Genomic DNA, 19,867 nt, shown 5'->3' on the forward strand with positions numbered 1-19,867 from the left:
TCTCCGCCCCTATAATGAAACGAGTTATCACAGAAATCTTAGGATATGAAGGAGTTTAGCTATGGCTGTAACTAAGCTGGTACTGGTAAGACACGGTGAGAGCCAGTGGAACAATGAAAACCGCTTCACGGGCTGGTACGACGTAGATCTGTCCGACAAAGGTCGCACAGAAGCCAAGGCCGCCGGTAAATTGCTTAAAGAAGAAGGCTTTGCCTTTGACTTTGCTTATACCTCCGTGCTGAAACGTGCCATTCATACGCTGTGGAATGTACTGGACGAGCTGGATCAAGCCTGGCTGCCGGTAGAAAAATCCTGGAAACTGAATGAGCGTCATTACGGTGCCCTACAGGGTCTGAACAAAGCCGAAACCGCCGAAAAATACGGTGACGATCAGGTAAAACAATGGCGTCGTGGTTTTGCCGTTACCCCACCAGAACTGACTCGTGATGATGAACGTTTCCCTGGACACGACCCGCGTTACGCGTCACTGAGCGACGATGAACTGCCGTTAACCGAAAGCCTGGCTCTGACTATCGAACGTGTGGTGCCTTATTGGAATGAAACCATTCTGCCGCGCATCAAAAGCGGTGAGCGCGTTATCATCGCCGCTCACGGCAACTCCCTGCGCGCATTGGTTAAATACCTGGACAATATGGGCGAAGACGAAATTCTCGAACTGAACATCCCGACGGGTGTGCCGTTGGTTTATGAGTTCGATGAAAACTTCAAACCGATTAAACACTACTATCTGGGCAACGCTGATGAAATCGCAGCAAAAGCCGCAGCCGTAGCGAATCAGGGTAAAGCCAAGTAATTCGGCTGACCTGATAAACCAAAAAACCGGCTAATAAGCCGGTTTTTTATTGGAGGTTAATGACAGAGTGCGATGAACAGTGATAATGGGCAGATCGTCAAGACGCAGCCAATCATCCCTGTAAGCCGCTTACTTGCTGCGGCGCTCGCGCACCGCCGACGCCAGTTGACGCAACAGCATTTCGGTATCCTCCCAGCCAATGCAGGCATCGGTTACGCTCTGACCGTATACCAACGGTTCATTGTTTTCCAGACTCTGGTTGCCTTCAACCAGATGGCTTTCAACCATCACACCCACAATCGCTTTTTCGCCCTGAGCAATCTGCCCGCTCACGTCTTCACAGACTTCCATCTGCTTTTTGAATTTCTTGCTGCTGTTGGCATGGCTGAAATCGATCATAACCTGCGGCGTCAGGCCCGCTTTTTCCAGACCAATCTTCACCTCTTTCACATGTTCGGCGCTGTAATTCGGCGTCTTACCACCGCGCAGAATAATATGGCAATCATTGTTACCGCTGGTGTTAACAATAGCAGAATGACCCCATTTAGTGACGGACAAGAAGCAATGCGGCGCGCTGGCGGCATTAATGGCGTCAATAGCAACTTTGATCGTGCCGTCAGTACCGTTCTTAAAACCAACCGGGCAAGACAAACCGGAGGCCAGCTCACGGTGTACCTGAGACTCCGTGGTCCGCGCGCCAATCGCGCCCCAGCTCATTAAATCCGCCATGTATTGTGGCGTGATCATATCCAGAAATTCGCCAGCGGCAGGCAAACCCATGTTGTTAATTTCCAGCAACAGATGACGCGCAATACGCAGGCCGTCATTAATCTGGTAGCTGTTATCCATGTGCGGATCGTTGATTAATCCTTTCCAGCCCACCGTTGTACGCGGTTTTTCAAAATAAACCCGCATGACAATTTCCAGATCGTCGCTCAGTTCCTGACGCAGCGTGACCAGGCGGGCGGCATACTCTTTGGCGGCTTTCGGATCGTGAATAGAGCAGGGACCGATGACAACCAGCAAACGATCATCGTTACCGTTAAGGATTTTGTGAATAGCTGTACGCGCGAACGATACCGTTTCTGCGGCCTTGTCCGTGGCGGGAAACTTCTCCAGCAGAGCAACCGGCGGCAAAAGTTCCTTAATGTCTTTGATTCTTAAATCATCATTTTGGTAATTCATAGTAATTCCATCGATTCCAGAACGGTATTTTCAACTCACACCCAATGCGTGCCCCCCGCATGCAAGATAGCTGATAGCTTGAGAGGCTGGGTTTTTCATATATTGCAGTCGGGTCATTATATGTCAATCAGACGCTATCGTGGCGCTGAATTCGACCCAATTTATTCATTAAAACGCCGTCAGCGGCAAAATGCGCCCGCTTTCCACCACATCATCGACGTCATCAATACGCGGTATAGCAGCCCAAAAGGATATTTTTCCCCTGCCGGTTCCCGTAGAGTAAAATGAACACCAGATAAGCAAACAACGCGGGATAAACGATGGCACACGATCGCAATCATGCGGAACCGGGCAATAGCAAACGTCTGCTGGCAGCCTTTATTATAACGGCGACCTTTATGGTGGCGGAAGTGATAGGGGGACTGCTGTCGGGATCTCTGGCGCTGCTCGCGGACGCCGGCCATATGCTGACCGATGCGGCGGCGCTGTTCGTCGCATTGCTGGCCGTCCGATTTTCCCAGAAGAAACCGAATGCCCGCCATACCTTTGGTTATTTACGCTTCACCACGCTCGCCGCGTTCGTCAATGCCTTGGCGCTGTTGGTCATTACCGTGCTCATTGTCTGGGAGGCGATCCGACGCTTCTACGAACCGCAACCCGTTGCGGGTGTGCCTATGTTGCTGGTTGCCATCGCAGGCATGTTGGCGAATATTGCTGCCTTCTGGCTACTGCATCACGGCAACGAAGAGAAAAACATCAATGTGCGGGCTGCCGCTCTGCATGTTCTGGGGGATTTACTCGGTTCGGTGGGGGCGATCGTCGCCGCATTAATCATTCTGTTCACCAACTGGACGCCTATCGACCCCATTCTGTCGATTTTAGTCTCCTGCCTGGTGCTGCGCAGCGCCTGGTCGCTCATGAAAGAGAGTATTCATGAACTGCTGGAAGGCACGCCGAGCCAGATAAGTATCGAAGCGCTGAAGAAAGATCTGACGATGAATATTCCCGAGGTAAGAAATATCCATCATGTACACATCTGGCAGATTGGCGAAAAGCCCATGATGACGCTGCACGCACAGGTTATTCCGATTTACGACCATGATACGTTACTGAAACAGATTCAGACGTATTTGCTGAAAAATTATCAGATTGGTCACACGACTATCCAGATGGAGTATCAGCACTGTGATGATGACCACTGCGATATCCATCCGGCGCAAGATCATCACCACCATCACTGATGTGTAAACATAAAGCGGTTTTAGCGTTTAGGCTTCGCGCGCAAGGGGTAAAGAGTGATTATCCCGTGCGCTCTTGATCCACAACCAGGAACCGTTCAGCGCGATCAGCGTCAGGATAGCGTATTCCACCGCCATGGCATAAACCCCCTGATAGGCAAAAATCACCACGCTAATAATGTCGATAACCACCCAAAGCAGCCAGTTTTCAACATACTTGCGCGTCATCAACAGCATCGCCACGATGGATAACACCATCATGGTTGAGTCCCAGAATGGGAATGCATCAGGTTGCAACTCTGGCATTTGTGCGGCGATCCCGAACATTTGCATACCCGATACCGCCACACGCGTCAGCGCCGCGAAAACCGGATCGATATAAACCGTCATCAGACCGATTGCGACAACGCTTATCGCAGACCAGCCTATTAGCTTAGGCAATGACAGCCAGCGGATCCTAAGCTCCACTTCATCTGTATCTGTCTTGCGTGTCCAGGCATACCAGCCATAAACATTGGCAGCGAAAAAGAAAATCTGTAGCAGCAGGCTGGCATAGAGTTGAATCTGGAAAAAAATCACCGCAAACAGTGTGACGTTAATCAAACCAAACAAGTAGTTAATGGTTTTTTCCAGACTCGCCAGCCAAATGCACAACAGACCAACCAGCGTACCAATCGCCTCGATCCAGGACAGATCGTATCCACCCGCACCTAAAGGAATATGAATTAAAATGTTACTGGTACTGAAAAAATCCATCTCTCCACCTTGTCTCAATGATTAAGCGCAAATTGATTATGTTGATCAAACAAAGACCATAAAGAACAATATTGCCGTCAGGCATTCCCGCGGACGCGTAATTTCAATTCCGCCGCAAAATCAAGCATCCGATTCAGCGGGATCAGCGCCCCTTCACGTAGCGCCGCATCGACATGAATTTCATGCAGGCTGCCCCCCTGCCCCAGACCTTTGGCAATCGCTTCAAGACCATTCATCGCCATCCAGGGACAATGCGCACAACTGCGGCAGGTTGCCCCCTCGCCCGCGGTCGGCGCTTCTAATAATGTCTTATCCGGGCACGCCTGCTGCATCTTGTAGAAAATACCGCGATCGGTTGCCACAATCAGCTCACGCTGGGGTAGCGTTTTTGCCGCCTGAATCAATTGGCTGGTAGAACCTACCGCATCGGCCATCTCGACGACGCTTTGCGGTGATTCCGGATGCACCAGAATCGCGGCGTCCGGGTAAAGCACCTTCATACGCTTCAGCGCCTGAATTTTAAATTCATCATGTACGATACAGGCACCTTGCCAGCACAGCACATCGGCCCCGGTCTGCTTTTGTACATAGCTCCCCAGATGACGATCGGGAGCCCAGATAATTTTTTCTCCCAGACTATCCAGATGCTCAATCAATTCGACAGCAATACTGGATGTCACAACCCAATCAGCGCGCGCCTTGACGGCAGCAGAGGTATTGGCATACACCACCACGGTACGATCGGGATGGCTATCACAAAACTGGCTGAACGTGTCGATCGGGCAGCCGAGGTCAAGCGAGCATTCTGCTTCCAGCGTCGGCATCAGCACCGTTTTTTCCGGGTTGAGAATTTTTGCCGTTTCGCCCATGAAACGAACCCCGGCGACCAACAGCGTCGAGGCCGTATGCGTGCTGCCAAAACGAGCCATTTCCAGTGAGTCGGCCACACAACCGCCGGTTTCTTCCGCCAACGCCTGGATTTCCGGATCGGTATAGTAATGGGCAACGATTACCGCATTTCTCTGCTGCAGTAATGTTTTTATCCTGCTACGGTAATGCTGCTTTTCTTCGGCAGACAAGGGCTTGGGTTTCGCCGGAAAAGGGTAAATTGTTTCATTGCTATCGAAAAGGATGCTCATTATGGATTTCCATGATGACAACTAGAGAACTAAACGATCTATGACGCTCAGTTTCAGACTTTGGTGTTTTTTATCCTAAACAAAATACCGAAAAAACCGGATAAAGTCGCCTTATTTTTAGCGGAAAATCGCCAGATTGTTTAATATGCATAAAACAACGGTCAGACAGTCATTTATTGAGGAAACAGACGCCTCAAATAAAAGAGGAAACAGGGAGATTCAGTGGCTCATATTTATATCAAAATTTACCGCGACACGCTGGTCGTCAGGAATGCTGACACAGGCAAAGAAGTGACAGGTAAACCGGAAACCCCTTTTACCACCACACGTCTGCTACTCGGGCAAATGATCCCGGCCATGAAATTGCTACAGCAACTGACACGCAAAGTCGCGCCAAAACGATTAGTCGATCTGTTTATTCCCCATAAAGTCATCATCCAGGCTATGGAAATGAATGAAGGGGGGCACAGTCAGGTCGAATTTGCCAGCTATATGGAACTGGCCAAAACCATTAGCCCACAGGGTAAGCAGGTTTACTTATGCACCAAATCTGTCCCGCTGACCGATCGGGAAATCATCCAGATATTTAGCGGCCAGCCGTCAGGTATTGTCAGCCGTTGAACGATCCACTCTGCGTCAAAAAAATCGGTATGCTCTACAGCAGCTTCAGCCGAAGATTCGGTGCCAGTAGAGGGATATCGGAACAATCAGTATCAGCGCCGGCAGGAAATTAACAACCGCAATGAGCTTAATTTGAGCAATCCGCAGTCCGACGGCCACCATAATAATGCCGCCACAGGCGGAAAAATCCCCCATGGTGATAACCGTCATGAACGGCATAATCAGTTTGGCGGAGAAAAACAGTAACGTCTGGATAATAAACTGCGGGATAGCAATCGACATTACCGAGAATCCCAGAGTAATGGAGAAGATCAGCGCGGTAAAAACATCCAGAGCAGATTTGACAATCAGCAACTGATAGTCGCCGGTTAAACCTTCGGTTAACGCGCCAACCACCCCCGTTCCACTGGCGCAGAACAACATGATTAGTGCGGTGAAATTCTGCGTATACACATCCTGCGGCAGGCGATGTTCCATCGTCGGCAGCAGACGATTCAGCGCTTTTTGGATAAATATCCCCACGTTCTGAACGCCATATTCCATCCGTAACAACTCACCCACGGCAACGCCAATAATAATCGCTAGCGCCACCGCGGGCAGTTGCTGAACTTTCACGATCAGGGTTATCCCCATCGCGATGGACACCATGGCAAATGCCGGGGGCAATCCATCCTGCAAGCGCTGCGGAATAAAACGCCGCAATGCGATACCAATACCGCCACCGATCAGGATAGCAGCGCCATTAATCAACGGACCGACCATAAAATCTCCCTAACCACGGTGTCATACGCTTTTCCGTGGCAACAACTCACATTAGCTATAGGTTCGAAATAAAATGAACTGACGGGCTTTACAGCCCCATAGTGAGGTATTGAAAAACGTAATATACCGCAAACCAGAGAGTTAGTGGGAAAGCAAATAGGCAGGAGGTATCGGGCGCGGGCACGCTACATGGATTGACCATTGTGAGATAGCCCAGGGATGGGCAGATTCAACCCTGTTCATGACTGGATAATCGTGCTAGATGAGCAAATAATACGGCCATAGCTGATTTGATTTGGCCGATGGGTTCCGGTAAACATCAAATTGCGCCATTAAATACTCCCGAAAAAGTCATCGTCCGTGATCATCCCCGCTTTTTCCATGAACTTATTCATGGCCTGCATATCCTGTTTTTCCTTCTCACGCTCGCTTTTTCTGGCCTCGATCGTCTGTGCCAGCAGTTCATCCAGTGTCGCCGACAGGTTCATATTCATGCCGCGGCCGCCTCGACCAGTGAAGCGGTCAAATATACGTTAGTGCTTCTTTTAGCACCCTGACGGGAAGCAATTGCGGTTTTCATCATGCTATGTCCTATGCGTAAAGTATGATGGGTCGAAGGCGGTGTAAAAGCAATCGTGGTGCTTATGGTAACAAAACGAGTGTAATCAAGGCGTTTGCGATCCCACAATAAGCTAATGAGATCTCATCTTCTTCTGTTTTTAAACGTCCTGACCTGGGTAGATAAGATAAGAGGGACAATATCGTGGCGAAGCACTATCCGATGCCCAGACGAAAAACAGAAGAGAAAACAAAGCGTTTAATAAGAGGGAATTTTTACCTGCCCCAATTTGTGGAAGGTAGTTTGCTGGAGAAGAAAACAACGTAACTAGCTGATTTAATTGGTGGGTCGTGCAGGATTACTCGGCCTGTGGCCTCGCCCCTTCAGGGTCAACGCTTTCGCGTTGCTCAAAATCGATCTCCCGATTTTGTCGAACCTTACGGTTCTCATCCTTCACGATTCAAAACTCGCTTTCAAGCTTGAAATTGGTGGGTCGTGCAGGATTCGAACCTGCGACCAATTGATTAAAAGTCAACTGCTCTACCAACTGAGCTAACGACCCGCAACGCGGAACTGCTTAAAAACTTACTGCTGTAATTGGTGGGTCGTGCAGGATTACTCGGCCTGCGGCCTCGCCCCTTCGGGGTCAACGCTTTCGCGTTGCTCAAAATCGATCTCCCGATTTTGTCAAACCTTACGGTTCTCATCCTTTACGATTCAAAACCCGCTTTCAAACTTGAAATTGGTGGGTCGTGCAGGATTCGAACCTGCGACCAATTGATTAGAAGTCAACTGCTCTACCAACTGAGCTAACGACCCGCAGTGCGGAACTGCTTAAAAACTGACTGCTGTAATTGGTGAGTGGTGGCGGCAAATTGATTAAAAATCAATTGCTCTCCGCGCCCCCAATTCATGCTGCTTCGGCGTTTCGTTCTTGCCTTGGCAACGGCGGCATATATTACTAATTTAAATTTTCAGCGCAACCTATTTTCTATAAAAATAGTTCGACTGCTTATTCTTAAGACGTTCAGGCACAAAAATTGCCCATAATGCGCAACTTTTGTGCCTGACGGACGAAAGCGATCACGATGCGGATAAGCGCTTTTGAGCCTGTTTCGCACTTTCCGTATTGGGATACATTTTTACGACTTGCTGGTAAACGGCTTTGGCTTTATCCGTCTGCCCTTTTTCCTGCATGATCACCCCAACCTTAAATAACGCTTCGGAGCTTTTCGGCGATTTGGGATAATTTTTCACAACATTGGCAAAATAGTAGGCAGCATCGTCTTTTTTACCCTTGTTGTAATTCAACTGCCCAAGCCAGTAGTTGGCATTGGGTTGATAAGTCGAATCCGGGTATTTTTTGACGAAAGCCTGAAATGCGCTGATTGCCTGATCGTACTGTTTTTTCTCCAGCACCAGCGCAACCGCCGTATTGTAATCACTGTTCATATCACCGGAGGACGCGGTTGGCGCCGCATTATTTGCGGCTCCGCTATCCGTACCTACAGCTGGCGAACCATCTGTTGGCGTCGCTGCGGCTGATGACGATGAACTCAATCCATCAATCTGCTGATAGATCTGTTTTTGTCGTTCAACAACCTGATTCAGTTGATACTGACTTTCCTGAATCTGCCCACGCAGGTTGTCAATATCGCGCTGCGTATCAGATAGCTGTTGCTGAAGTTGAGTTAAAAGCTGGCTGTGAGCGTTGGAAATACGCTCTAGTTGAGTGACTCGATCATCTACCGAGCCAGAGCCGACATTACTGATTGGCGCTTGGGCAGTAGCGGCCCAGGGGACCGCTACGCCAACCAGTAACGACAGACCCAACAAGTGACGTCTGAAGTTACTGTTCATGCGATACTCTTAGTATACCAGAACGGCACGACGGTTTTTGGCATATGCCGCTTCGTCATGGCCCAGAACGGCTGGTTTTTCTTTACCGTAAGATACGATAGAGATCTGATCAGAGGAAACGCCTTTACCCTGCAGATACATTTGTACCGCGTTGGCACGGCGCTCACCCAGAGCGATGTTGTATTCAGGCGTACCACGTTCGTCCGCGTGACCTTCGATAGTCACTTTGTAAGACGGGTTGCTACGCAGGAATGCAGCATGGGCGTCCAGCATTTGTGCGAAATCAGAGCGAATATCGTATTTATCCAGATCGAAGTATACGATGTTGTTACGCTGTAATTCCTGCATCTGCAGACGAGCCTGCTCAGAAGAGGCATTGCTATCAAACGCACCGTTACTACCAGCGGCATCGATTGAAGACTGATCATTGCCCGCATTCTTGTTTGAGCTACATGCGGCAACTGCCAGCACCGGCAGAGCCAACATCAGGCCTTTCAGCACTTTATTGAATTGCATCTCTTTATGTCCTTTAAATAGTTTATTGTACATATCTGCACTTATAGATACGGAGACCAGGCAGGGAATTTAACCTGTCCATCAGTCGCCGGAAGACGCGCTTTGAAACGCCCGTCAGTCGAAACCAGCTGTAGCACGGAACCCAAGCCCTGTTTAGAGCTATAGATAACCATGGTGCCATTCGGTGCGATACTTGGCGTTTCGTCCAGGAACGTGTCCGTTAGTACTTGTACGGCTCCCGTTACCAGATCCTGTTTGGCAATGTGCTGGACGCCACTATTGGAACCCACCATTACCAGAAATTTACCATCGGCGCTCACTTCAGCGTCCTGATTCTGGGCACCTTCCCAGGTCAGGCGTTGCGGTGAACCACCGTTAACATTCACTTTATATACTTGAGGACGTCCGGCCTGATCAGAAGTATAGGCCAGCGTTTGGCTATCAGGGAACCAGGTTGGCTCCGTGTTATTGCTGCGACCATCGGTTATCTGACTAATTTGGCCAGACCCCAGGTTCATCATATACAGATTCAGACTACCGCTTTTAGACAATGCAAATGCCAGCTTACTGCCATCTGGGGAGAAAGAAGGCGCCCCGTTGTGACGAGGGAATGACGCAACCTGTCGGATCGCACCGTTTGCCAGAGTCTGGATAACCAACGCAGAACGACCGCTTTCAAAGGTTACGTAGGCAAGTTTGCTGCCATCCGGAGACCAGGCTGGAGACATCAACGGTTCAGGGGAACGGTGTACGACAAACTGGTTATAGCCATCGTAATCCGCAACGCGCAATTCGTAAGGGAACTGGCCGCCGTTAGTCTGCACAACATAAGCGATACGGGTACGGAACGCCCCCTTGATGCCGGTCAGCTTTTCAAACACTTCATCACTGGCGGTGTGCGCAGCATAACGTAACCATTGCTTGGTCACCTTGAACTGATTCTGCGCCAATACGCTGCCTGGGTTACCAGAAGTATCCACCAGTTGGTAAGAAACAACATAGCTGCCGTCTGCGCTAGGCTGAACCTGTCCGACAACGACGGCGTCAATGCCCAGTGCCGTCCAGGCGGCGGGCGTGACTTCAGACGCGGTAGCCGGTTGCTGAGGCATACGGTTGGCATCGATCGGATTGAACTTGCCGCTGTTACGCAAGTCAGCCCCCACAATACCGCCCACCTCTTCAGGCGCGGCACCCGCGCCCACCCATTTGAAAGGAACGACGCCGATCGGACGGGCGGAGTCTACCCCCTGGGTAATCTCTATACGTACTTCCGCGTGCGCCACTGCGGCAAACAGCATTAAAAAGCTTAATGCGACTTTAAGTACCTGCTTCATTTCATCTCCCTTATCCAGACGAAGCGTCTGCGATAAATTAGCAGAATTTTAACAAAAACAAACCAATGTCAACAAAACACCATAACCTGGTTTGCTTACCATAGTAATAATCTTAGACCTATATGGGTAAACAGCCCGGGTTACTGCGGTTTAAAATCTATCGGCGCATTTTTGAAAGCCTCATAAACATCTGAACTTGGCGGCCTCGGAATTCTCGCCTGTTTCGCCGCGGCAATCGCAGCCTGACACAAGGCAGGATCGCCACCTTCAGCATTCACATCGATCAACAAACCGTCAGGAGCCAGTCTGATGCGTAATGTACAGGTCCGGCCTTTATACAACTGCCAGTCGTAAAACTTACTCTGGATTGCTGCACGAACCTGACTACCGTAACTGTCGAGCGCCGCGCCAGACGCGCCGCTCTTCGCGTTATTACCTGTACCGGCAGGCGCTCCGCCGCCCGATTTAGGGGCGTTTTGGGATGATGCCAGGCCTCCCAGCAAATCATCGACCGCACTTTCCTGCCTGGCCGCCTCAGCGGCGGCTTTTTTCTTATCTTCTGCTGCTTTTTTGGCTGCGGCAGCCGCTTCCGCTTTCTTGGCGGCGTCAGCCTCGGCTTTTTTCTTGGCGGCTTCCGCTGCTGCCTTTTGCTTTGCCAGCTCCGCTTCTTTCGCTGCTTCGGCTTTGGCCGCTTCAGCAGCTTTTGCCCTGGCTTCATCTTCCGCCTGTTTCTTCGCTGCCGCCGCAGCGGCAGCTTGTTGCCGGGCTTCTTCTTCCGCTTTCTTCTTCGCGTCCGCCGCCGCTTTCGCCTGTTGCTCCGCTTCAGCTTTTGCTTTCGCAGCCGCGGTTTCAGCCTGTTTTTGCTGTTCTTTCGCCAGTTGAGCCGCCTCTTCAGCCTGCTTACGCTGTTGAGCCTGTTCCTGAGCCTGCTTTTTGGCCTCTTCCTGGGCCTGCAAACGTTCTTTTTCCAGTTCCTTCAGCCGTTGTTGCTCGGCGGCCTGCTTCTGCTGTAATTCTTCAGCCTGCTGCTCAGCCTGTTTCTTGCGTAATTGCTCAGAACGTTTTGCATCCGTTTGCTGCTGTTGCTGCCGATTGTATTGTTCGGCGACCGCGCTGGGATCAACCATGACAGCATCAATTGACGAACCACCGCCGCCACCGCCGCTGGCATCCATCGTTTGAGTTAACGAACTCCAGATCAGCAAAGCAATCAGTATGACATGCAAAACAGCCGAAATAATAACGGCGCGTTTCAGCTTATCGTTTTGTTCGGTTGCCTTTAGCACAAGCGATTCCCAAAAACAGTGTTGCCAGAAATAGACCTAACGATCATTGCGGTGATTAGCTCATTTAAATCGGTTGCGTCATCAAACCAACGGATTTAACCCCGGCCTGATGCAACAGGTTCAGCGCTTTGATGATCTCATCATAGGGAACATCCTTTGCACCGCCAATCAAAAAGACCGTCTTGGGATTGGCCGCCAACCGGGATTGCGCTTCTGCTATCACCTGTTCAGCCGGCAACTGTTCCATCCTATTCTGCTCTACCACCAGGCTGTACTGCCCGACGCCGGAAACTTCAACGATTACCGGAGGGTTATCATTGCTGGAAACCGTTTTCGAATCCGTCGCTTCAGGCAAATCAACTTCAACGCTCTGCGTGATAATCGGCGCCGTCGCCATAAAAATCAGCAGCAACACCAACAAGACGTCAAGCAATGGGACAATGTTGATTTCGGACTTCAGTTCACGACGTCCTCTGCGTACTCGTGCCATGCTTCCCCCTGATTATTTGCTGTTATCGCTGGAGAAAGCTTGACGATGCAGGATGGCGATGAACTCTTCCATAAAGTTGTCATAGTTCTGTTCCAGCTTGTTCACTCGCTGGTTAAGGCGGTTATATGCCATAACAGCGGGGATTGCCGCGAACAGACCAATCGCCGTTGCAATCAGGGCTTCGGCGATACCAGGCGCAACCATCTGCAAGGTTGCCTGCTTAACCGCCCCCAGAGCGATAAATGCATGCATAATCCCCCAAACGGTACCAAACAGCCCGATATACGGACTGATGGAACCGACCGTACCTAAGAACGGGATATGTGTTTCCAGCGTTTCCAACTCGCGGTTCATGGAGATACGCATCGCACGGGAAGCGCCTTCCACCACCGCTTCTGGCGCATGACTGTTTGCCCGATGCAAACGTGCAAACTCTTTGAAACCTGAATAGAAGATTTGTTCCGTACCCGTCAGGCTATCGCGGCGAGTCTGGCTTTCCTGATACAAGCGAGAGAGTTCGATACCGGACCAGAACTTATCTTCAAACGCTTCTGCGTCACGCGTCGCCGCATTCAAAATACGGGTTCGCTGAATGATAATCGCCCAGGAAGCGATGGAAAAACAGATTAAAATCAGCATGATTAGTTTGACCAGAAGGCTTGCCTTCAGGAACAAATCAAGAATGTTCATGTCAGTCACTGCTTAAACTCCGCGACAATAGACTTAGGAAGCGCAATTGGCTTCATTTGATGTGGATCGATACATGCGATCAAAACTTCAGCATGGCTCAACAAAATACCATGTGAATTGAGAATGCGCTGCGCGAAAGTCAGAGAAGCGCCACGTATCGAAACGATCTCGCTTTGCACTTCCAACATATCGTCAAGGCGCGCCGGGGCAAGATACTCCACCGTTATCCGGCGAACAGCAAAAGCAACATGCTCACGCATTAAAGCATGCTGGTGAAAATTGCGCTCCCGCAGCATCTCTGTTCTCGCCCTTTCATAAAAGGCGATATAGCGCGCGTGGTAGACAACACCTCCAGCATCAGTGTCTTCAAAGTAGACCCTAACTGGCCAGCGGAATAACGTATTACTCACTCTACATCCCGGTAATGCAATAAACATCGCTACTATACGCAAGAGATATGAGGTTTGGAATGGATTGTGACTGCGGAAAGAAAATAATTATGGGTTGCAAGCAACCCATAACCAAATGGAATAGGCGGCCATTCTAGCTAAAGAAGTAATACAAACCTGCGCTCAGGATCACAAAGGCTGGAAGTGGGGAGAAAAACGCACGCCAGCACCAACGCTGAGGACGAAAACCGACGCCATGGACCACGCCGGCGCACACCGCCCAAATCAGCAAAAACCCCTGCCATACGGATAGTTCACTGGTCCGGGCGGCAAAACGCGCAGGGTCCCAGAAAACACAACCGGCCGCCAGAAGGGCCATGATAAGGGAAAGAGCCCTTAACGGGCTCTTATCCATCAGGCGATAGAGTTTATCGACCAAATCACTCATTGAGTTTTATCTTCGGTCGCTTTGTTTGCCTCGCTCTGCTCAAACGCCAGGGCAGTGATAATCCCTAGTGAACAAGCAAGAAGCGTTCCGAGTATCCAGGCAAAATACCACATAAATTAAGCTCCTTACTTAGTACATAGAGTGGGTGTTTTGCTCAATATGTTCTTTGGTAATCCGTCCGAACATTTTGTAGTAACACCAGGCCGTGTAAGACAGCACTATCGGGACGAAAATGATCGCCACCACCGTCATCACTTTCAGGGTCAGCAGGCTGGACGTCGCATCCCACATCGTGAGGCTGACATTCGGCGCCGTTACCGATGGCATGATGAACGGGAACATGGCAACGCCCGCCGTCAGGATCACACAAGCAATGGTCAGTGAGGAGAACAGGAAAGCCCACGCCCCTTTTTCCATTCTGGCGGTAGCGATGGTCAGCAGAGGTAATACCGCGCCTAACAAAGGAATCGCCCACAGAACCGGATGATTGTTGAAGTTAATCAACCAGGCACCCGCCTGATGCGCCACTTCTTTGTGTAACGGATTAGATTCCGCCGCTGTGTTCATCACGGATGTCACGACATAGCCATCAATTCCGTAAACGACCCAGATACCAGCCAGCACGAACGTAACCATCATGACCAACGCAGAAATCTGTGCTGCCGATTTTGTACGCACATGCAAGTCGCCGGTCGTCCGCATCATCAGATAGGTTGCCCCCTGCGCCACAATCATGGTCAGGCTGACAATACCTGTCAGCAGGCCAAACGGATTGAGCAGCTGGAAGAAATTGCCGGTGTAGTACAGACGCAAGTATTCATCCACATGGAACGGCACCCCCTGCAACAGGTTGCCAAAGGCCACACCGATCACGACCGGCGGTACAAAACTACCGATGAAGATGCCCCAGTCCCACATATTGCGCCAGCGCGGATCTTCGATTTTTGAACGATAGTCAAAACCAACCGGGCGGAAGAACAATGATGCCAGCACCAGAATCATCGCGATGTAGAAGCCGGAAAACGCCGCTGCATAAACCATCGGCCAGGCGGCAAACAACGCGCCCCCCGCCGTGATCAGCCACACCTGGTTTCCGTCCCAATGCGGCGCAATACTGTTGATCATCACGCGGCGCTCGGTATCTCCACGCCCCATCAGACGAACCAGTACCCCAACACCCATGTCAAAACCATCGGTGACAGCAAAACCAATCAGCAGGATGCCGATCAACAGCCACCAGATAAAACGCAAGACTTCATATTCAAACATAGTGGACTCCTGTTTACCGTGCTTCCTGCGCAACCGCTAACGGTTGTTCAAAATGGTAGCGCCCTGTTTTCAGACTGCTTGGACCAAGGCGGGCGTATTTGAACATCAGGTACATTTCTGCGATCAGGAATAGCGTATACAGACCACAAATCAGCGCCATGGAGAACAGAATATCTCCAGCGGTCAATGATGAGGTTGCAACCGCAGTCGGCAGAATCTCACCGATGGCCCAGGGTTGACGGCCATATTCGGCAACAAACCAGCCTGCTTCAACCGCAATCCACGGCAATGGAATACCGTACAGTGCTGCACGATGCAGCCATTTTCTCTGACCAATTTTTCCACGCAGCACGGTCCAGAAAGACAGACCGATGATCAGCAACATCAGGATGCCGCAGGCCACCATGATACGGAAAGAGAAGTACAACGGCGCGACACGTGGAATAGAGTCTTTGGTTGCCTGTTGAATTTGCGCTTCTGTCGCATCAGCCACTTTTGGCGTATAGCGTTTCAGCAACATGCCGTATCCCAGATCCTGTTTGGACTGGTTAAATGCTTCTTTAACGGCAGGATCGGCGTTACCCGCACGCAGTTCTTCAAGCAGTTGATAAGCTTTCATACCATTACGGATACGGACCTGATGCATTTCCATCAGTTCTTTCAGGCCGGTCACTTGCTTATCGGTAGAACGCGTAGCAATCAGGCCCAGAACATAAGGGATCCTGATCGCGTAGTTGTTTTCCATATTATCCTGATTCGGTAAACCAATCAGGGTAAAGGAAGCCGGCGCCGGCTGCGTTTCCCACTCAGCTTCAATCGCGGCAAGTTTGGTTTTCTGCACGTCGCCCATCTCATAACCGGATTCATCACCCAGTACGATAACGGATAAAACGGAAGCAAGACCGAAACTGGCGGCAATAGCAAAAGAGCGTTTGGCGAAGGCGATATCGCGGCCTTTCAACAGATAGTAAGAGCTGATACCCAAAATGAACATGGCGCCGGTACAATAGCCCGCGGCAACGGTGTGAACAAATTTCACCTGCGCTACCGGGTTCAATACCAGATCGGCAAAGCTCACCATTTCCATACGCATGGTTTCAAAATTGAAATCCGAGGCGATGGGGTTCTGCATCCAGCCGTTTGCGACCAGGATCCACAGCGCAGAAAAGTTTGAGCCCAATGCAACAAGCCAGGTAACCGCCATGTGTTGTACTTTTCCCAGACGGTCCCAGCCGAAGAAGAACAAGCCAACAAATGTGGATTCAAGGAAGAACGCCATCAAACCTTCAATGGCCAGCGGTGCCCCAAAAATATCCCCGACATAATGCGAGAAATATGACCAGTTGGTACCAAACTGAAACTCCATGGTCAGCCCGGTCGCAACGCCCAGAGCAAAGTTAATTGCAAATAACTTGCCCCAGAACTTGGTCATATCTTTATAGATTTGTTTACCAGACAGCACATATACCGTTTCCATAATCGCCAACAAAAACGCCATCCCCAGCGTCAATGGTACGAATAGAAAATGGTACATCGCAGTTAAGGCAAACTGTAAGCGTGACAGTTCGACTATATCAAACATCTTGACTCCTTGCTCCTCGCAGGATGGTTTTAGCTTGCAGAAGCTGACAAGCCGCTAAAAACCCGGCAGTAAACACCCAAAAGAGAACACAACAAAAAATTGCTTTAGCACAGGCTTAACATAAGCCGACAAATAAATCGGCAAATCCAACAGCAAGCCAAAGAAAGATCACTAATATCCTACCCGAGAGTGGGTAGCGGTATATTACGCCTGTAATCCCCTACAATAAATAGGTTTTTACGTGACGCAGATTGGGTTTTTGGTTTCAAATCAACTTCCCTACCGGTGAGCACCTTTGGCAATAATTGATTTGCCGCAATTTAATCGTATTTCTAAAAATATATCCAGAGGTGAATTTTGATCTAGCGCAATTTAACTCCCTTTTGTTAATTATGGGCTTGCATTAATTTCATGTTTGTTTGCATTGTTAAATTCATGTGATATTACGGTTGATATAAAAATTAATTCAGCAATATATTTTTTACTTTAAAATCGATTATTTGTCCTGAAATGACGAACTTACTGATTTTTGTTTTTTTGTCTTTTTTCCGTAATTGCCGATTATATTTACGTATCAATATTGTTATCGCCTTGTTGCACTTTATTAACAGGCCAATTTTCCTGTGAAAAACGATTGAATAGGCTGTTTTTTCCTATAAAAAAGGCCACACAAGGTGGCCAAACATGTCGAACATTAATAGTGTAATACATTAACGCATCTTTGCTTATTGCCGGTTCAGCGGGAAAGAACCGCTTTGACCGCCTCACCAATGTCCGCCAGACTACGTACCGTTTTCACGCCTGCGGCTTCCAAAGCAGCGAATTTATCGTCGGCGGTTCCTTTCCCTCCGGCGATAATCGCGCCGGCATGGCCCATGCGCTTGCCTTTTGGCGCCGTCACCCCCGCGATATAGCCCACTACCGGCTTGGTCACGTGATCTTTAATGTATGCTGCGGCTTCTTCTTCCGCCGTTCCCCCGATTTCGCCGATCATGACGATAGCTTCGGTCTGCGGGTCCTGTTCAAACAGCTTCAGGATATCAATGAAGTTGGAACCAGGAATCGGATCGCCGCCAATACCCACACAGCTGGACTGCCCCAAACCGGTATCCGTGGTCTGTTTTACCGCTTCATACGTCAGCGTTCCGGAACGGGAGACGATACCCACTTTGCCCGGCAGGTGAATGTGGCCCGGCATGATACCGATCTTACATTCACCTGGCGTAATCACGCCCGGACAGTTCGGGCCAATCATCCTGACGCCGCTTTGCTCCAGTTTGACCTTCACCGTCAGCATATCCAGAGTCGGGATACCTTCAGTAATACAAATGATCAGCTCGATGCCCGCATCAATCGCTTCCAGAATGGAGTCTTTGCAGAACGGGGCGGGTACATAAATGACAGAGACGGTTGCACCAGTGGCTTCAACCGCTTCGCGCACGGTATTGAAAACCGGCAAACCCAGATGCTCACTACCCCCTTTACCCGGCGTTACGCCACCGACCATCTGTGTACCGTAAGCAAGTGCTTGCTCTGAATGGAAAGTCCCCTGACTACCGGTAAATCCCTGACAGATAACTTTGGTATTTTTATTGATCAGAATGGACATTATTTACCCCCTACTGCCGCAACAACTTGCTGAGCCGCATCCGTCAGGCTGGTCGCAGCAATGATATTCAGGCCGCTGTCTGCTAATTTTTTGGCGCCCAGATCCGCATTGTTCCCTTCCAGACGGACAACCACAGGTACGTTAACGCCCACTTCGGCTACCGCGCCGATGATACCGTCAGCGATCAAATCGCAACGCACGATACCGCCAAAAATATTCACCAGTACGGCTTTCACTTTGTCATCGGACAGAATAATTTTGAACGCTTCAGTAACGCGCTCTTTGGTTGCACCGCCGCCCACGTCAAGGAAATTGGCTGGCGCGCCACCATGCAGCTTAACGATGTCCATGGTTCCCATTGCCAGACCGGCACCGTTCACCATGCAACCAATGTTACCGTCCAGCGCCACATAGTTCAGTTCCCACTGCGCAGCATGCGCTTCACGGGAGTCTTCCTGACTTGGATCGCGCATTTCACGCAGTTCAGGCTGACGGAACAGCGCATTGCCATCCGCTCCCAGTTTTCCATCCAGACAAACCAGATCGCCTTCACTGGTGATAACCAGCGGATTGATTTCTACCAGCGCCAGATCGCGCTCCAGGAACATCGTTGCCAGGCCCATGAAAATTTTGGTGAACTGGGCAACCTGTTTACCGCTTAACCCTAATTTAAAGGCTAACTCACGCCCCTGATAAGGCTGTGGCCCCGTCAGCGGATCCAGCGCCGCTTTATAAATCAGTTCGGGCGTTTCTTCCGCGACTTTTTCAATCTCGACGCCGCCTTCCGTTGATGCCATAAACACCACGCGACGGCTGCCGCGATCGACGACCGCGCCCAGATAAAGTTCTTTATCAATATCGGTAGCCGCTTCAACCAGAATCTGATGAACCGGTTGTCCATTTGCGTCCGTCTGATAGGTCACCAGGTTTTTACCCAACCAGTTTTCAGCAAACGCGCGAATATCTTCTTTGTTGCTAACGACTTTAACACCGCCCGCTTTACCACGGCCACCCGCGTGAACCTGACATTTCACCACCCACGGGCCGGCACCAATTTTCGATGCGGCCTCTTCCGCTTCACGCGGTGTAGTGCAGGCATAGCCGGTCGGAGCCGGTAAACCATATCGAGCAAAGAGCTGTTTTGCCTGATATTCATGTAAATTCATGATGTTCTATCCATTTAGGTTTGAAGATACGTCGTTGGACTTATTTTTTATCAGTCGAAACTCATGCCGGAAATAACCCGGATGAAGTGATGACCATTCATCTCTGGACGTTCTGGTATTTTTGGATAAAGCCGCTGACAAAAACGGCCTGCAT

20 protein-coding genes, 2 tRNA genes, 2 other RNA genes and 1 pseudogene are annotated in these 19,867 nt (G+C 50.1%); 3 read left to right on the top strand and 22 right to left on the bottom strand.

Going from position 1 to position 19,867, the window contains the following annotated elements; genetic code table 11:
- The first annotated feature begins 61 nt into the window (after window positions 1-61).
- On the top strand, window positions 62-814 hold the full coding sequence (gene gpmA, locus B4923_RS07095; RefSeq protein WP_109053656.1) for a 2,3-diphosphoglycerate-dependent phosphoglycerate mutase: 753 nt from the start codon (window positions 62-64) through the stop codon (window positions 812-814).
- A gap of 129 nt (window positions 815-943) precedes the next feature.
- Here the strand turns inward: gpmA and aroG are convergent, their stop codons facing one another.
- Window positions 944-1,999 (bottom strand): 3-deoxy-7-phosphoheptulonate synthase AroG, encoded by a 1,056-nt coding sequence (aroG, locus tag B4923_RS07100; RefSeq protein WP_109053657.1) that lies wholly within the window; start codon window positions 1,997-1,999, stop codon window positions 944-946.
- 320 nt (window positions 2,000-2,319) lie between these two features.
- On the opposite strand from aroG, the gene zitB reads away from it, so the two are divergent.
- A complete protein-coding gene (gene zitB, locus B4923_RS07105; protein ID WP_109053658.1) occupies window positions 2,320-3,240 on the top strand; it encodes a CDF family zinc transporter ZitB in 921 nt (306 codons plus the stop codon).
- A 27-nt stretch (window positions 3,241-3,267) separates the two neighbouring features.
- Here the strand turns inward: zitB and pnuC are convergent, their stop codons facing one another.
- A complete protein-coding gene (gene pnuC / locus B4923_RS07110; RefSeq protein ID WP_109053659.1) occupies window positions 3,268-3,993 on the bottom strand; it encodes a nicotinamide riboside transporter PnuC in 726 nt (241 codons plus the stop codon).
- 77 nt (window positions 3,994-4,070) lie between these two features.
- A complete protein-coding gene (gene nadA, locus B4923_RS07115) occupies window positions 4,071-5,132 on the bottom strand; it encodes a quinolinate synthase NadA (protein ID WP_109053660.1) in 1,062 nt (353 codons plus the stop codon).
- A gap of 222 nt (window positions 5,133-5,354) precedes the next feature.
- On the opposite strand from nadA, the gene B4923_RS07120 reads away from it, so the two are divergent.
- Window positions 5,355-5,753: a YjaA family stress response protein gene (locus B4923_RS07120; protein WP_109053661.1), complete on the top strand. Its 399-nt coding sequence runs from the start codon at window positions 5,355-5,357 to the stop codon at window positions 5,751-5,753.
- A gap of 45 nt (window positions 5,754-5,798) precedes the next feature.
- Here the strand turns inward: B4923_RS07120 and B4923_RS07125 are convergent, their stop codons facing one another.
- The 19 genes and pseudogenes from B4923_RS07125 to sucC form a co-directional block, all read right to left on the bottom strand.
- A complete protein-coding gene (locus B4923_RS07125; RefSeq protein ID WP_109053662.1) occupies window positions 5,799-6,515 on the bottom strand; it encodes a DUF554 domain-containing protein in 717 nt (238 codons plus the stop codon).
- A gap of 332 nt (window positions 6,516-6,847) precedes the next feature.
- Window positions 6,848-7,095 (bottom strand): annotated as a pseudogene (locus B4923_RS07135) (type II toxin-antitoxin system CcdA family antitoxin).
- A 320-nt stretch (window positions 7,096-7,415) separates the two neighbouring features.
- A non-coding RNA gene (locus B4923_RS07140) (RtT sRNA) lies at window positions 7,416-7,545 on the bottom strand.
- A 15-nt stretch (window positions 7,546-7,560) separates the two neighbouring features.
- A tRNA-Lys gene (locus B4923_RS07145) sits at window positions 7,561-7,636 on the bottom strand.
- Window positions 7,637-7,672: 36 nt separating this feature from the next.
- Window positions 7,673-7,802, bottom strand: a non-coding RNA gene (locus B4923_RS07150) — RtT sRNA.
- Window positions 7,803-7,817: 15 nt separating this feature from the next.
- Window positions 7,818-7,893 (bottom strand) — tRNA-Arg (locus B4923_RS07155).
- Between the two features lie 264 nt (window positions 7,894-8,157).
- Entirely contained in the window at window positions 8,158-8,934 is a 777-nt protein-coding gene (gene cpoB / locus B4923_RS07160) for a cell division protein CpoB (RefSeq protein ID WP_109053663.1), read from the bottom strand.
- Window positions 8,935-8,943: 9 nt separating this feature from the next.
- Window positions 8,944-9,450: a peptidoglycan-associated lipoprotein Pal gene (pal, locus tag B4923_RS07165; protein WP_109053664.1), complete on the bottom strand. Its 507-nt coding sequence runs from the start codon at window positions 9,448-9,450 to the stop codon at window positions 8,944-8,946.
- Between the two features lie 41 nt (window positions 9,451-9,491).
- On the bottom strand, window positions 9,492-10,784 hold the full coding sequence (gene tolB / locus B4923_RS07170) for a Tol-Pal system beta propeller repeat protein TolB (protein WP_109053665.1): 1,293 nt from the start codon (window positions 10,782-10,784) through the stop codon (window positions 9,492-9,494).
- A 140-nt stretch (window positions 10,785-10,924) separates the two neighbouring features.
- Window positions 10,925-12,070 carry a cell envelope integrity protein TolA gene (gene tolA / locus B4923_RS07175; RefSeq protein ID WP_109053666.1) on the bottom strand — a complete coding sequence of 382 codons (1,146 nt, stop codon included), beginning with the start codon at window positions 12,068-12,070 and terminating at the stop codon, window positions 10,925-10,927.
- A gap of 64 nt (window positions 12,071-12,134) precedes the next feature.
- The gene (gene tolR / locus B4923_RS07180) at window positions 12,135-12,560 is read right to left on the bottom strand and encodes a colicin uptake protein TolR (RefSeq protein ID WP_109053667.1); all 426 of its coding nucleotides are present in this window, start codon (window positions 12,558-12,560) and stop codon (window positions 12,135-12,137) included.
- A 12-nt stretch (window positions 12,561-12,572) separates the two neighbouring features.
- Window positions 12,573-13,259 (bottom strand): Tol-Pal system protein TolQ, encoded by a 687-nt coding sequence (gene tolQ, locus B4923_RS07185; protein WP_109053668.1) that lies wholly within the window; start codon window positions 13,257-13,259, stop codon window positions 12,573-12,575.
- Window positions 13,256-13,660 (bottom strand): tol-pal system-associated acyl-CoA thioesterase, encoded by a 405-nt coding sequence (gene ybgC, locus B4923_RS07190; RefSeq protein WP_109053669.1) that lies wholly within the window; start codon window positions 13,658-13,660, stop codon window positions 13,256-13,258. The genes tolQ and ybgC overlap by 4 nt, the downstream gene beginning before the upstream one ends.
- 133 nt (window positions 13,661-13,793) lie before the next feature.
- The gene (ybgE, locus tag B4923_RS07195) at window positions 13,794-14,087 is read right to left on the bottom strand and encodes a cyd operon protein YbgE (RefSeq protein WP_109053670.1); all 294 of its coding nucleotides are present in this window, start codon (window positions 14,085-14,087) and stop codon (window positions 13,794-13,796) included.
- A complete protein-coding gene (cydX, locus tag B4923_RS07200; protein WP_109053671.1) occupies window positions 14,084-14,200 on the bottom strand; it encodes a cytochrome bd-I oxidase subunit CydX in 117 nt (38 codons plus the stop codon). The genes ybgE and cydX overlap by 4 nt, the downstream gene beginning before the upstream one ends.
- A 16-nt stretch (window positions 14,201-14,216) precedes the next feature.
- Complete coding sequence (gene cydB, locus B4923_RS07205; RefSeq protein ID WP_109053672.1) at window positions 14,217-15,356, bottom strand: cytochrome d ubiquinol oxidase subunit II; 1,140 nt, start codon at window positions 15,354-15,356, stop codon at window positions 14,217-14,219.
- Between the two features lie 13 nt (window positions 15,357-15,369).
- Window positions 15,370-16,938, bottom strand: a complete 1,569-nt coding sequence (gene cydA / locus B4923_RS07210; protein WP_109053673.1) for a cytochrome ubiquinol oxidase subunit I — start codon at window positions 16,936-16,938, stop codon at window positions 15,370-15,372.
- Between the two features lie 736 nt (window positions 16,939-17,674).
- Window positions 17,675-18,547, bottom strand: a complete 873-nt coding sequence (gene sucD / locus B4923_RS07215) for a succinate--CoA ligase subunit alpha (RefSeq protein WP_109053674.1) — start codon at window positions 18,545-18,547, stop codon at window positions 17,675-17,677.
- The gene (sucC, locus tag B4923_RS07220; RefSeq protein ID WP_109053675.1) at window positions 18,547-19,713 is read right to left on the bottom strand and encodes an ADP-forming succinate--CoA ligase subunit beta; all 1,167 of its coding nucleotides are present in this window, start codon (window positions 19,711-19,713) and stop codon (window positions 18,547-18,549) included. Before sucC ends, sucD begins: the two co-directional genes overlap by 1 nt.
- Between the last annotated feature and the right edge of the window lie 154 nt (window positions 19,714-19,867).

The organism is Brenneria roseae subsp. americana, from assembly GCF_003115815.1.
In the GTDB taxonomy this organism is placed as follows: domain Bacteria; phylum Pseudomonadota; class Gammaproteobacteria; order Enterobacterales; family Enterobacteriaceae; genus Brenneria; species Brenneria roseae.